Below are 12,323 nucleotides of genomic sequence, written 5' to 3'. Positions count from 1 at the left end.
GAACGGACTGGCAAGGGCGTCCCGGCACAGGCTTGTCGATTCAGTGTCCGGTCGAAATGGTCAGGAACAGGTCATGACCATGTCCCGAGATCGAGACATTTCCTGAAATCAGCAGTTCGCGATGGTGCAGATTTTCGCGAGCATCCGCTTGGTGTCCTTCGTCTGCTGCTGGAAATCGGCCTTGGCGGGCTTGCCCCACTCGCCGGCGATGCCGTACAGGAGCAGCGCGTTCGCGCGGCGGGTCACGATGGACCGGTCTCCCCCGACGGCCGGCTTGCGGCCCTGGTAGGCCTGGCCGGTGATCGCCAGCGCCTTGTCGCCGAGGCTCACCGCGGAGGCGGAGAAGCGGTAGCCGGAACGCGAGCAGGCGCGTACGGCCGCCTCCAGGTCACGCAGGGCCTTGCCGGCCGCCGCCGGCGAGGAGTAGAGAATCACCTGCTCCACCTTGGCGTAGTCCGGCACCGCCGTGTAGATCAGCGTCCTGGCCTGCCTGCGCCCGGCCTGGCCGAGCCCGGCCTTCTGGCACGGGTTGACGACGAACTTGGCCGACGTCTTGCCACTCGCCGACCAACTCGTCTCCGGGTTGTCGTCCTTCTTCGCCGCAGCCTTCTCGTACAGCAGGAAGTTGCCGGGGATGGCAAGCGCGGCCGCCACCACAAGAGCTGTGATCATAGGACAAAATGGTACGGGTGAGCGACGACGAAATCAGGCGCGTTTTTGGGCTGCTCTCCCAGGACGACACGTTGAAGAGCTTCGCCGCCCTGGTCCTCGGCGTCACCGACGGGCACTCCCCCAAGACGCTGCACCGACTGGCCAGCGGCGGCCTGGCCGAATGCGGCGAAAACGGCAAATGGCGGGCCACGCCAGAAAAGTTCAGGGAACTGCTCCGGGCACACGCCGAACCAGCCGAGACGCTGAGCGCCGACGAGCGCGTGCTGCGCACGTTCCTGGTCGACGGGCGGCTGACCACGATGGGGATGAAGCGCGACAAGCGCCTCATCGTGCTGCGCTACATCGTGATGGTCTTCGAGCCGGGCGTGCGCTACCCGGAGAAGGACGTGAACGTGGCGCTGCGGGCCTTCCACGACGACTACGCGGCGCTGCGACGCTACCTGGTGGACGAAGGGCTGCTGTCGCGCAAGGACAACGTCTACTGGCGCAGCGGCGGCCACGTGGAGATCTGAGCCCTGCCCGGAAAAGACTGCGACGATCTTCCGCGCCGGCGGATCCGATGATCGGCCTGCGCGCGTCGAACCGAGGGGTGATCGTTCCCGTCCCCCGCCGGACCGGCAATCGCCGCTGCCGGGGCTCGGGCACGATCACCTACGGGAGCTCACGCACGGTGACGACCAGGCCACCGACATTGGCGGGACGTGCGGGCGATGGAACCGGATGCATGCCGAGACCCTGGCCCACCGGAGGTCGCGTCAACCACCGGGCGGGCGGAGGCGGGCTCGGTAGTCGCGGGGCGGCAGCCCGTACTCCCGGCTGAAGGCCCGGCTGAAGTGGAACGGGCTGACGAAGCCGGAGGCCGCCGCCACCTGCCCGACGTCCAGGTCCGTCACCTCCAGGAGCCCGGCCGCGTGGCGTACCCGGGCCTGGCGCACCGCCCGCATCGGGGCCTGGCCGGTCTCCTCGGCGAACAGGTGGGCGAAGCGGGAGGGCGAGAGCGCCACGGCGCGGGCGAGCGAGGCCACCGAATGCGGCGCACCGGGCGAGGCGGCGATGATCGCGAGCGCGCGGCGTACCCGCTGATCCCCCTCCTCGGCCCCCTCGGGGCGCGCGGACGCGGTGGCCAGCACCAGCACCTCCTCAACTGCCCCCATGACCAGCTCCCGCGCGGCCCCGGCGACGACAACGGCCGGCACCCGCACCTCAGCACGAAACCCACGCCCCACCGCGAACCCGACCGCTGTGGTGACCTCCGCCACCTCACCCTCCGCCACACCGCTTCCGGGTACGCCGCCCTCCGCCACGCCGCTTCCGGGCACGACACTCCCCGGGGACGCCCGCCCCACCGCCGAGGGCGCCGGTCCAGAGACGTGGTCCGCTGACGCCGCACCCCTGGACGTCACCGGCGGGAGGGGTGTACCGGGTGCCCAGCGGGCGTCGGCGAGGGCGCGTTCGAAGGCCAGGCCGATGCGCTCGCGCACGCCCTGCGGCACGCCCGCCACCAGGTGGCAGCCGTCGTCCCCCGCGTAGGGCCCGAGCCACGCCAGCCAGGACGGGCGCGGCTGGAAGTGCACCCACCAGAACCGCCACCCACGCGCCCCGGCCCGATAGTGCTGGGCCACCCCGGAGGCGAGCACGGCCAGGTCGCCCGCGCGCACGGTGAACGCCGTCCCGCCCTGCGAGACTGCTCCCTCTCCCGCCTCCGTCCACAGCAGCAGCCAGCTCGGCGAGCCGGTGGGGCGGCGCGTGACGTACCCGGGGGCCTTGTCGTAGTGGCCCACGATCGTCAGCTCGGCAGCAGGAACGGACATGTTCTCAGCGGTCACAGGCATACCGTCCCACGAGTGCGCCGCCTAGCGTGGAAGACATGAGGCTCGATGACTTCCACGAACAGGGGTACCTGCTGGTGCCCGCTCTCCTCGCACCCGAAGAGGTGGCCGGACTGCGCGACGAGTTCATGGCGCTGCACGCCCGTGGCCCGATCCCCGGGCACTTCGCGCCGCAGCCGCAGGAGCCCGGCCAGCCGTACGACATCCTGCGCGAATACCCGCGGATCATGCATCCGCACCTGGTGAACGACCTGGCTCTGCGGTACCTGCTCGACACCCGCATCGCCGCCATACTCCGCGACCTTCTCGGCGAGGAGCCGATAGCAGCCCAGAGCATGTTCTACTTCAAGCCGCCGGGCGCCAGGGGCCAGGCGCTGCACCAGGACAACTTCTACCTCCGGGTCGAACCGGGCACGTGCGTGGCCGCCTGGATCGCGCTCGACCGTGTCGACCGGGCCAACGGCGGCCTCGAAGTCGTGCCCGGGACGCACCTGATGGACCTGTTCTGCCCCGAGGACGCCGACCAGGACGTCTCCTTTACCCGCGAGTACGTGCCACCGCCGCCCGGCCTGAAGCGGGCGCCCGTCGACATGAACCCCGGTGACGTGCTGTTCTTCAACGGCAGTCTGGTGCACGGCTCGGAGCCGAACAGCACGTCCGACCGGTTCAGGCGCAGCTTCATCTGCCATTACGTGGGACGCTCCGCGGAGCGGATCGCCGAGTACTACCCGACGATGACGATGTCCGGCGAGCGCATCGTCCTGGAGCCTGCCGTGGGCGGCGGCCCGTGCGGCACCGAGATCACCGGCCCGCACTGACCCCCACCACAACCCCGACCGCACCAAGCCCACCGGCACCTGGGTTGCCCAGCCACTCAGCCGCCGGATATATCCGACTCTGCCTCGTCCGGCACCACGCAATCCCACGGATCGTCGAGCCACCCATCAGGCAGCAGCACCTTGGACCGCTCCCCGGACTTCCCGCGAGGCGTGTCCGTGTTCGGCGGCCACGGCTGATCGTGCTCCAGCTTCGCCAGCCCCTCGCGCAACCCGTCGAGGGACTCGGCCGTGGCCAGCTCCCGCCGCAGCTCACTCCCGACCGTGAACCCCTTCAGATACCACCCGACGTGCTTGCGGAAATCGGCCACCGCGTAGCGCTCGATGTCGAAGCACTCCGTCAGCCCTTCTGCGTGCCTGGCCATCACCCCGGCCACCTCGCCGAGCGTCGGCCGGGCCCGTTCCGAGCTGCCGTTGAAGGCGTTCTCCAGGTCCTTGAACAACCACGGCCGCCCCAGACAGCCCCGCCCCACGACCACGCCGTCGCATCCGGTCCGCGCGACCATCCTGACGGCGTCGTCGGCGCACCAGATGTCGCCGTTGCCCAGCACGGGGATCTCCGGGACGGCCTCCTTCAGCCGCGCGATGGCCTCCCAGTCGGCCACGCCGCCATAGTGCTGCTTGGCCGTACGCGCGTGCAGCGCCACGGCGGCGACGCCCTCCTCGGCCGCGATCCGCCCCGCGTCCAGAAATGTCAGGTGATCGTCGTCAATGCCCTTGCGCATCTTCATCGTCACGGGCAGCGGCCCGGCGTTCGCGACCGCCTGCCGCAGGATCCGCCGCAGCAGATTGCGCTTGTACGGCAGCGCGGACCCGCCCCCGCGCCTGGTGACCTTGGGCACCGGGCAGCCGAAGTTGAGATCGACGTGATCGGCCAGGTCCTCCTCGATGATCATCTCGACCGCGCGCCCCACGATGTCGGGGTCGACCCCGTAGAGCTGGATGCTCCTGGGTCGTTCCGACTCCGCGAACCTGATCATCCGCAGCGTCTTGGGATTGCGCTCGACCAGCGCGCGCGTCGTGATCATCTCGCACACGAACAGCCCCGCGCCCTGCTCGCGGCAGAGCACACGGAACGGCGCGTTCGTAATACCCGCCATCGGCGCGAGCACCACCGGCGGCCACACCCCAATCGGCCCAATCTTCACCCGACCAGTTGTAGCGCAGGTCAGGCCGCAACCGGTATTTCGCAGCTAGGCTGAGCAGCGGCACCTGCAGTGAAGGAGATGGAGTGCTTCTTCGAGTACGCGTCGCGCTGCCCGACAAACCGGGCTCCCTGGCCCAGGTCACCAAGGCTCTGGGGGAGGCCGGGGCCGACATCACTCAGGTGATCGTCCTCGACCGGGGCGAGGGCATGGCCGTCGACGACATCACGATCTTCTCGCCGCAGAGCACGCCCAGGCAGGCCCTGCTGAAAAGCCTGCAGAGCGTCGAGGACGTGACGGTCGAGGGCATCTGGACCACCCGCGAGGCTCCGGGCACCTACCCGGAACTCGAAGTGCTCAAGTACATCACCACCGCCGGCGACAGGGCCCTGACCACGCTCATCGACTCGCTGCCCGTCCTTTTCAGCGCCGACTGGGCCGCCACGGCCGCCGAGCACGGCGTCGTGTACGCGAGCTGGCGCGCCCCGCAGGACCTGCGCCTCCCGGACGTGACCCCGTCGCGCCCGACGGCCATGACCCTCGAAGGCGACCTGCACGTCATCTACGCCCCGCTCCCACCCCTGGCCCTCACCCTGCTCCTGGCCCGCTCCGAGGGCCCGGCCTTCCACCGCATCGAGGTCCACCGCCTCACCAGGATCCTGGAGATCTTCCTCAGCCTGCCCGCCACCGAACGCAGCGTGGCTCGCCAGCTCCGCAAGTGACGATCTGGTCGGAAAACCCGCTAGAGTTAGTTACGCAGCAACGCGGAAGTGGCTCAGTGGTAGAGCATCACCTTGCCAAGGTGAGGGTCGCGGGTTCGAATCCCGTCTTCCGCTCGGAAGGGTTCGAGGATTTTCGACTCGGTGGCGTGGCCGAGAGGCGAGGCAGCGGCCTGCAAAGCCGTCCACACGGGTTCAAATCCCGTCGCCACCTCCAAGGACGATTAGCTCAGCGGGAGAGCGCTTCCCTGACACGGAAGAGGTCACTGGTTCAATCCCAGTATCGTCCACCAGGCTGCTATAGCAGACCAGGCCTGACCTGGTCAAACGCAAGACAAAGCCCCAGCTCACGGCCACAACCGCGAGCCTGGGGCTTCTTGTTGTTTGTGGTTGATTGCCGTAAATGCCAGCACAGGTGCTGACTTCGTGCTGACCCTCCCACAGTCGCTAGATCCCCAGGTCAGATCGTTGTACCGGCGTCTTGACTCTGCGCATCCCTCGCGTGACTCTTGGGGGGCTCACGGCGTAGACCAGGAGGGCGAAATCTCGTGCAATCCTACGGTGGTGGGGACGATCTCTCCGTTAGCGCTACTGCAAGGATCCCGACTCCAACCAGGACAACGAGTGCGAGACGTTCTACCGGACGGACCGGGACTCGTGGGTGGTCCAGGTCAAGAAGCGCGGGCCTCAAGTAGGAGCACAGCTCGTCGGGCTCGGGGAAGATGAGACGTTCGGGGGAACTGTCCGAGCGCACCGTGAATGCATTCGTCCGGAAGTACGTGAGGGAGCACTATGGAGTTGATCTCCCCCAAGGAACGGGCTGATCTGGTCAACAGCATCAGCCGGGAAGCACTCCACGTCGAGATGCGGGACAACTACGGCATCGACGCCGAGCTGTTTGCCAATTGGCAAACGGGCGACCGGGAGGAGGTCCCTCGCGTCCTCAAGCCGTGGTGCGACCGGGTCAGGGCCGGGGTTGCCGAGGGGAGGACGTACCGTCGTCTGTGCGTGGTGGCGGAACCTCTCTCAGCCTACCAGCGGTGGTGCTTCGAGGCGACGAATGGGCTCAAGGTCGAGGCCGGGGAAGACCTGCGCTGGGTGCCGCGACGGCTGACCTCGACGCTGAGCCTGCCGGGAAACGACTTCTGGATGCTCGACGGCGAGATGGTCGTGTTCAACGTCTTCGACGGAACGGACAAGCGCGCCGAGATCCAGCTCTACCAAGACCCCGCCGTCGTCAAGCAGTGCGCTGACGCATTCTCGGCGCTGTGGGACCTGGCCGTCCCGCATCGCGACTACCGGCCCGCCTGACAGCGTCCCGCCCTTGTCCGAACAAGACCAGGTCCAAGCCGCCCGTAAGGCGTTCGGGCAGAGGCTGCGCGGCCTGCGCCTGGACGCCCATCTCAACGGCCGTCAGCTCTCAGCTCGATCCGGGATGCGCGACTCCAAGATTTCCCGGATCGAACTGGGACGGCAGAATCCCACCGAGGACGACATACGGGCCTGGTGCCGCGCGTGCGACACCGAGGACCAAGTCCCTGAGCTGATCGCTGCCCACCGACAAATCGATGAGATGTGGGAGGAGTACCGGCAAGCGAGCGCGCCGGGCTCCAGCAGCAGAGCGACCGAATCAAGCCGCTCTACGAACAGTCCAAGCTGATACGCGCCTACGAGCCGCAGACCGTTCCCGGCTTCCTTCAGAGACCGGGCTACACGCGGGCCGTCATCGAAGACGGGTCCCGATTCCACGGGCTGACCGACGACATAGACCAGGCCGTCGAAGGGCGGCTGAACCGCTTGCGCATTCTTGAGTCCGGCAAGTGCATGTTCTCGTTGGTCATCGAGGCCGGGGCGCTCTACGCCCAGCGCGGCAGCGTCGCGGTGATGTTGGATCAGCTCGACTACGTCGAACGCGCGGCTAGCTTCGCGAACGTGGCGTTGGGCATCATCCCTCTCGGCCAGCTGCGCACCATCTGGCCGGGAGAGGGCTTCTACATGTATGACGAGTCGCTGGTGCGCAGCGAGCACTGGACCGGGGGCTACCGCACCAAGCGTCCCATTGAGATAGAGACCTACCTGCGGATCTTCAAGTTGTTGCAGGCGCAAGCCGTCTACGGCCAGGCCGCACGAGCAGAGATAGATGCCGCACGGAGCCTGCTGCAATCTCGGGAAATCTCATAGCCCCTGCTCTGGCTTGACTTCTACGGTCGTTGTCATGCCACCGGACAGACAGCAACGGAGAGGGTTCGCCCGATAGAGGACGTTCACCTTCCTGCCGCCGAGGATGACACCGCACCGGACCTCTTGGGGATCGCCGCCGCTGTGCTACGCGAACGGAAGATCCCCTACCTCGCGCTCCAGCTCATCCGCCTCCGCTTGGGCTTCGGCTACCCGGGGGTTCCTGAGGCGCTGGCGCTACTGGAGGTCTACCGAAGCGGGCACATGGTGGCCACGGTCACGGTCAGCAAGGACGGCGGCATCTATCACGTGTCTGTCCCCTCTGCACAGGTCGAGCCTTACCAGGTACCGGCCGAGCAGCCCGTGGGCATACCCGCCCTCATACCCGGTTACGACGCACAGGATGATCGATCATGACAGAGCCCAGTACACCCGCCTCCCTCGATTCCACCCTGGCCGTTCGCCGGGTCGGCAGGACCACACAGGTCCAGCTCTGCGACCTGACCTGCCCCGAGCGATTGGCCCTGATGAGCGCCAAGTACTGGTGCGACTGGAAGTACGAGGTCTGCCAGGGCTTGTTCAAGCCGCAGCGTGAGGGCGAGCAAATCACCATCGAGATCCACGACCGGGTTGGTGTGCAAGTCCGTTCAGCACGTCTTCACTTCCGCGCTGGCATACCAGGTGTTCCAGGGGGCGGCGAAGGACGGAGGGTTCGATGGGCTCAGCCCTGTGGCGGCTGGCCACAAACACGGCCCTTGGATCTGGGCTGGAGGGGTCATGGATGAGGCGCAGGTCAAGGCCCTGAAGGTCGCATGAGCTACCCCCGGTATGTGGTCGGAGGGGGCACGGCCGGGGGTAACCCGCCTGGACCCCCAGGAAGCGAGGCCCCTGGCCATCCTGTCCGGAACGGCCGCCTCTTCCCCGACGCGGCCGAGGACCCTGCCGAGGCCGTGAAGGTCGAGGAGGAGTCCGTGGCCGACCAGTCGGCGGCCGAGGACAACTCCTGAGGGGAGACTTGTAGAAGAGAAAGGAAGCCCCGCCCTGGACCGAGGGGGTCCGGGCGGGGCGACCGCTCCGGACCGTGTTCGGTGTATGTCACCGATTTCACATACCGGCGCAGGCGTTGACGTACCGATCGGCTGGACCGGAAGAGAGGTTGAACTCCAACTTCACTCCCGACCGGGTCGGCAGAGAGGTCCGAAGCGGACCTCGGTCCCCAACACTACGGTCAGGCCGCGACCTCAGAGACTGGCACCGGCGTTCCGGCGTCCTTCTTGGCTCTGCTGCGCGACCTCGCGGGCCGCTTGGGAGCCGGGCGCGCCTGCTCGGCCATCATCACGGCAAGGATCTCCTGAAGCATCTCGGTTCCGGCCGGGGTGGTCAGGAAGACCCGCACCGCGTTCTCCGTGACCGTCTCGGCGGCCGGTTCCTCAACGGCTGGGGCAACCGGCTCAGGCTCAGGCGTGGACGCGTCAACCTCGTCCCACTCCTCCTCGCTCAGGTAGTAAGACGCGGCGGGAGGCGATCGCTGGTGTCGGCATCGGCTTCGTGTGTGCGGGTTCCTCCACGCCGTGCTACCCAAGTAGGCCGCAGAGTGCCGGCGAAGACGCCCGCAGCGACCCCTCAACCGCTCTCCCCATTCCACCTGAGTCGCGCACGCTCTGGTGTGTACGAAGGTATGCTCGAACTCACCTGGTGAAGGGGGTGAGGTCCATGAAGGGCCGGAATGAGGAGATGAGGGGCTAGATCGACCCATGGCCAATCTCGCAATCGGGATTGGTCTCGGGAGCATCCTCCCGCTGGTCGTGATCTACTTCGTCTTCCTGGGACCTACGAATGATGAGGTCGCGAGGCGGAGCACGGTCGAGTGGGAGTGGAGCTTCCTGTCGGTCTTCAAGTCCAAATTGGTGCTAGGTCCCCACGCGGGTGCTGCCCTAGAAAAGGCCGAGCCCAGCGAAAAGGGACATAAAGTGGGACACCACACAACGTTGCGCGGCACCAGGAAACGCCGACGAAGTGCCCTTAGAGCGACAGGGCAACACAGGAGAACGAAGGAAAAGAGGAAAGGACGTGCCGACCCTGAGGGTCGTTGAGGTCCGCCCCGGCTATCTCATGGCCGGGGCCTCTTCTTCTCAAGGAAAAAGCCTCGAGTCATCCGTAGGAATAAACTCGGGGCAGTGCGGCAATGATCGACATCATGTCAGCCATTCGCAATTTGATCAGCTCTCGGTGGCGATGAGCAGCGCTCCGAGCGAATGACCTTCGCACCCGCCACGTGCAGACCACGCACCACGTCACCGAACTTGGTGAGGTGCCGGAAGGACTCGATGTTGACGAGCTGGTCACCGAAGGTGGTGGCGATGGGCGATCCAGCAATGATGTTCACGCCCGCCGGGAGATGCGGGGTGCTGGCAATGGTGAACCCGGCCATGCTGCCGATGACACCGTTCTGGATCGGCTGGGCTGAGCCGTAGGAGCTAGCGATGAACTTGTCGTGCTTCAGGATCATCGCCTTGACCTCGGGCCGGACGACGGCGAACCGGCCGAGGGCAGGAACGTCGGCGTTGTCCAGGACCACGCTGTAATCCACCAGCTCGTTGAACGGGTCGCCGGGGGCGCCTCCCAGGGCGGGGAAGGTGACCTTGTTCAGGGGCAGGACCCCGGCCAGCATCTTGGACCCGACATGGGCGTCCGCAGCGACCTGCAGAGCCTGCATGGCCTCCTGAGTGGCGAGCTTGATGGGGTCTCGGCCGCCGCCTCCGGCTGCGGCCTGCTGGACGTGGTCAACGTCGTCAAGGATGACAGCGAACGCCTTGCCGTGGTCAAGTGCGTCGATCGGCCCCGGAGTGCGCCATGCGGAACCTCAGCAAGGAATTTGCAGACAATCGCTTCCACCGGACTTATCTGCTGGCGAATACGCTCGACCGGATCACGGCCAACCCATTTGGCTATCTCCATGACCTGGAGAAAATATTCGTCAGTTCTAAATGGCGAGACGGCGAAGTTCGGATTTCTTTTCGAACCTAAGCTGTGGCCAGGGAGTTTCAGGCAGCCAGTGTTGCCAACCTCTTGTTTTCGGGCAGGCCAACGCTACCTCGAATGTCAAATCTTTTTAGGGCAACACCACGCTTGGGTGGCGGTTTATCGCCGAATTGCCACCGTGCCGCACGCCAGGCGATCCAGCTTGTCATGCCGCCGGAGAAGAACATGAACACAACTTGGGACGGCGTAGGTGCTTCGTCGAAGCCGGCGGCCGCAGCTCCCATCGCGGCTAGGCCTGGGATGAGGGCGTCGAGAGGCCGCGCTCCTGTAGGCCGCCGGTTCCGGCGGCGCGCACGACCTCCCATAGATCCATTATGTCGACATCGTCAGCAGCCTCGCAGCAAATCACTGGAATCTTGCCCAGGTTCTCGTACTGTCGACCGAGGTCAGCAGTGGCGTGAAACTGCCTCGTGTGTTCGTGGTGGCCGACGTTGTCGTCACTGCTGTCGTCAACTCTCGCGCCATCTCAGCCGCGGTCATCCGACGGCAAAGCCCCACGTAGGAGGGGCTGCGGCAGCAATTGCCCCAGCCCCGTACGGTGAGCACTGAAGTCAGCGATGGTCACGACCTCAGCTGCTACGCAGGTGCAGGCCGAGATGACGGAGCTGGTGATGTCGACCGACAGGATCGACCCGGTCGACCTGGCCGTCGAGTTCACCCGGGTCGTACCCGCTTCGGGCAACCTGGCCGTCTGCGGACAGCAGCTCTGGCTGGACACACACCGGGCCGGAGTCACGATCACGCTGCGGGCCGATGCCGGAACCGTCGAACTGCTGGCCGCCGGGGTAAGGATCAAGAAAGTCCCGTCCCAGCTCACGCCTCGGCACCTGCGGCAACTGATCGCAGATGGCGGCGCCCGCATCCTGCCTGCGGCCAAGCCGGCCCGCCCCGGCGTCGGTGAGGTGGTCGAGGCCAACCGGACCATCAATGCCAGTGGCCTGGTCGCCCTTGGCGGGCGGCAGTACTTGGTCGGCTACCAGTTCGCGGGACACCGGCTGACCGTCCGCATCGACGGCGCTGTGCTGCACCTGGCCGATGGGCACACGCTGCTGCGCACCCTGCCCAACCCGCTCACCAGCGACGAGATAACCCACCTGCGCGATGCCCGCCCCGCCGGACCCGAACTCCAACCGGCCATAGAACCGGTCCTCGTGCAGCGGCGCGTCAGCAGCCGCGGCCAACTCTCCATCGCCGACCAGCGCATCCGCGTCGGCCATGCCGGAGCGACCGTGACCATCGAAGACACCGACGGGACCTTCCGCATCACCCATGCCGACCAGCTCATCGCCGAGGTCGCCCGCACCACCACCAAACCCATCGCCCGGTTCAAAGTCCGCAAGCCCCGGCACCAACAGAAGATCACATCGGGCGGGTAGAACTCCGTTCATGGATCCGGTGAAGCTGCAACAGGCCCTGGATGAGATCTTCGACCAAGCCTTGCTCCAGCACGGCTTCGTGGACTACATGCGCGACTACCAACTCGTGATCCACGCGACCGCCGACCCCGGAACCGGGATCGCGCCAACGACGCTGCGCTACCTGTTCCGCCACTGCGTGCAGGCCAATTGCGCCACAACCGTGCCGGCCGGCACTTGGCGCGAGTCTCTCGATGACCGGCTCATCACCTACGAAACCGGCGCCGACCTCGACGGATACGTCTGGGGAGTCAACTGGCAGGTGCTCTACCCGGGAGCCACGCTCATCGCCGACTCACCAACCGCCCGGGGCTGGGCTGCAGCCATCGGCATCGACTTCCATGAAGTCCGGATCCAAACCAACGCGCACGACCTCACCCTGATCTTCTCCGACCTGCAAATCGAAGAACTCCCGCACGAATCACAGGGACCAGACCACAAATTCCCGATTCAATAGACACCAACAGAACGACAGATCATCTAGCCG

General features: G+C 66.4%; 15 protein-coding genes and 3 tRNA genes. 13 read left to right on the top strand and 5 right to left on the bottom strand.

The genetic code is table 11. The annotated features are described in order from the left end of the window. Positions 1 to 108 precede the first annotated feature (108 nt). Positions 109 to 672, bottom strand: coding sequence for a hypothetical protein (locus ACFOY2_RS19470; RefSeq protein WP_379529469.1), 564 nt, complete (start codon positions 670 to 672; stop codon positions 109 to 111). A gap of 17 nt (positions 673 to 689) precedes the next feature. Here ACFOY2_RS19470 and ACFOY2_RS19465 point away from each other — a divergent pair, with 17 nt between their 5' ends. Beyond that, positions 690 to 1,184 carry a DUF2087 domain-containing protein gene (locus tag ACFOY2_RS19465; RefSeq protein ID WP_449290137.1) on the top strand — a complete coding sequence of 165 codons (495 nt, stop codon included), beginning with the start codon at positions 690 to 692 and terminating at the stop codon, positions 1,182 to 1,184. A gap of 243 nt (positions 1,185 to 1,427) precedes the next feature. On the opposite strand, the gene ACFOY2_RS19460 is transcribed toward ACFOY2_RS19465, so the two are convergent. Further along, a complete protein-coding gene (locus ACFOY2_RS19460) occupies positions 1,428 to 2,498 on the bottom strand; it encodes a helix-turn-helix domain-containing protein (RefSeq protein WP_379529467.1) in 1,071 nt (356 codons plus the stop codon). 41 nt (positions 2,499 to 2,539) lie between these two features. Here ACFOY2_RS19460 and ACFOY2_RS19455 point away from each other — a divergent pair, with 41 nt between their 5' ends. After that, entirely contained in the window at positions 2,540 to 3,319 is a 780-nt protein-coding gene (locus ACFOY2_RS19455; protein WP_379529466.1) for a phytanoyl-CoA dioxygenase family protein, read from the top strand. A 56-nt stretch (positions 3,320 to 3,375) separates the two neighbouring features. Here ACFOY2_RS19455 and dusB read toward each other — a convergent pair whose 3' ends face one another. Beyond that, positions 3,376 to 4,485: a tRNA dihydrouridine synthase DusB gene (dusB, locus tag ACFOY2_RS19450; protein WP_379529465.1), complete on the bottom strand. Its 1,110-nt coding sequence runs from the start codon at positions 4,483 to 4,485 to the stop codon at positions 3,376 to 3,378. 83 nt (positions 4,486 to 4,568) lie between these two features. Here dusB and ACFOY2_RS19445 point away from each other — a divergent pair, with 83 nt between their 5' ends. The 9 genes from ACFOY2_RS19445 (at position 4,569) to ACFOY2_RS19405 (ending at position 8,386) form a co-directional block, all read left to right on the top strand. Further along, positions 4,569 to 5,204: an ACT domain-containing protein gene (locus ACFOY2_RS19445; protein WP_379529464.1), complete on the top strand. Its 636-nt coding sequence runs from the start codon at positions 4,569 to 4,571 to the stop codon at positions 5,202 to 5,204. Positions 5,205 to 5,246: 42 nt separating this feature from the next. Further along, positions 5,247 to 5,318 (top strand) — tRNA-Gly (locus tag ACFOY2_RS19440). A 26-nt stretch (positions 5,319 to 5,344) separates the two neighbouring features. Then, positions 5,345 to 5,418: transfer RNA gene (locus tag ACFOY2_RS19435), tRNA-Cys, on the top strand. A 1-nt stretch (position 5,419) separates the two neighbouring features. Next, positions 5,420 to 5,494 (top strand) — tRNA-Val (locus ACFOY2_RS19430). A gap of 499 nt (positions 5,495 to 5,993) precedes the next feature. Then, positions 5,994 to 6,512: a DUF6879 family protein gene (locus ACFOY2_RS19425; RefSeq protein WP_379529463.1), complete on the top strand. Its 519-nt coding sequence runs from the start codon at positions 5,994 to 5,996 to the stop codon at positions 6,510 to 6,512. Between the two features lie 13 nt (positions 6,513 to 6,525). Next, the gene (locus tag ACFOY2_RS19420; protein ID WP_379529462.1) at positions 6,526 to 6,861 is read left to right on the top strand and encodes a helix-turn-helix domain-containing protein; all 336 of its coding nucleotides are present in this window, start codon (positions 6,526 to 6,528) and stop codon (positions 6,859 to 6,861) included. Beyond that, positions 6,777 to 7,382, top strand: coding sequence for a DUF5753 domain-containing protein (locus ACFOY2_RS19415; RefSeq protein ID WP_379529461.1), 606 nt, complete (start codon positions 6,777 to 6,779; stop codon positions 7,380 to 7,382). The genes ACFOY2_RS19420 and ACFOY2_RS19415 overlap by 85 nt, the downstream gene beginning before the upstream one ends. Positions 7,383 to 7,523: 141 nt before the next feature. Next, complete coding sequence (locus ACFOY2_RS19410) at positions 7,524 to 7,796, top strand: hypothetical protein (RefSeq protein ID WP_379529460.1); 273 nt, start codon at positions 7,524 to 7,526, stop codon at positions 7,794 to 7,796. Positions 7,797 to 8,191: 395 nt separating this feature from the next. Continuing rightward, positions 8,192 to 8,386: a hypothetical protein gene (locus tag ACFOY2_RS19405; protein WP_379529459.1), complete on the top strand. Its 195-nt coding sequence runs from the start codon at positions 8,192 to 8,194 to the stop codon at positions 8,384 to 8,386. A 221-nt stretch (positions 8,387 to 8,607) separates the two neighbouring features. Here the strand turns inward: ACFOY2_RS19405 and ACFOY2_RS19400 are convergent, their stop codons facing one another. Continuing rightward, a complete protein-coding gene (locus ACFOY2_RS19400) occupies positions 8,608 to 8,775 on the bottom strand; it encodes a hypothetical protein (protein WP_379529458.1) in 168 nt (55 codons plus the stop codon). An 804-nt stretch (positions 8,776 to 9,579) separates the two neighbouring features. Next, positions 9,580 to 10,095 (bottom strand): hypothetical protein, encoded by a 516-nt coding sequence (locus tag ACFOY2_RS19395; protein WP_379529457.1) that lies wholly within the window; start codon positions 10,093 to 10,095, stop codon positions 9,580 to 9,582. A gap of 922 nt (positions 10,096 to 11,017) precedes the next feature. On the opposite strand from ACFOY2_RS19395, the gene ACFOY2_RS19390 reads away from it, so the two are divergent. Beyond that, positions 11,018 to 11,797: a hypothetical protein gene (locus ACFOY2_RS19390; protein ID WP_379529456.1), complete on the top strand. Its 780-nt coding sequence runs from the start codon at positions 11,018 to 11,020 to the stop codon at positions 11,795 to 11,797. 10 nt (positions 11,798 to 11,807) lie between these two features. Next, a complete protein-coding gene (locus ACFOY2_RS19385; protein WP_379529455.1) occupies positions 11,808 to 12,293 on the top strand; it encodes a YxiG-like protein in 486 nt (161 codons plus the stop codon). Positions 12,294 to 12,323 lie beyond the last annotated feature (30 nt).

The sequence above is a fragment of the Nonomuraea purpurea genome, assembly GCF_042650645.1.
Lineage (GTDB): Bacteria > Actinomycetota > Actinomycetes > Streptosporangiales > Streptosporangiaceae > Nonomuraea > Nonomuraea purpurea.
The sequence above is the reverse complement of the archived record's forward strand: the minus strand, read 5'-3'. Positions and strand labels throughout refer to the sequence as shown.

Bases quoted from the DNA above. Each gene is read 5' to 3' on its own strand.
- ACFOY2_RS19470 (WP_379529469.1), bottom strand. From the start codon at position 672: ATGATCACAGCTCTTGTGGTGGCGGCCGCGCTTGCCATCCCCGGCAAC.
- ACFOY2_RS19455 (WP_379529466.1), top strand. From the start codon at position 2,540: ATGAGGCTCGATGACTTCCACGAACAGGGGTACCTGCTGGTGCCCGCT.
- ACFOY2_RS19425 (WP_379529463.1), top strand. From the start codon at position 5,994: ATGGAGTTGATCTCCCCCAAGGAACGGGCTGATCTGGTCAACAGCATC.
- ACFOY2_RS19405 (WP_379529459.1), top strand. From the start codon at position 8,192: ATGAGCTACCCCCGGTATGTGGTCGGAGGGGGCACGGCCGGGGGTAAC.
- ACFOY2_RS19395 (WP_379529457.1), bottom strand. From the start codon at position 10,095: ATGCAGGCTCTGCAGGTCGCTGCGGACGCCCATGTCGGGTCCAAGATG.
- ACFOY2_RS19390 (WP_379529456.1), top strand. From the start codon at position 11,018: ATGACGGAGCTGGTGATGTCGACCGACAGGATCGACCCGGTCGACCTG.
- ACFOY2_RS19385 (WP_379529455.1), top strand. From the start codon at position 11,808: ATGGATCCGGTGAAGCTGCAACAGGCCCTGGATGAGATCTTCGACCAA.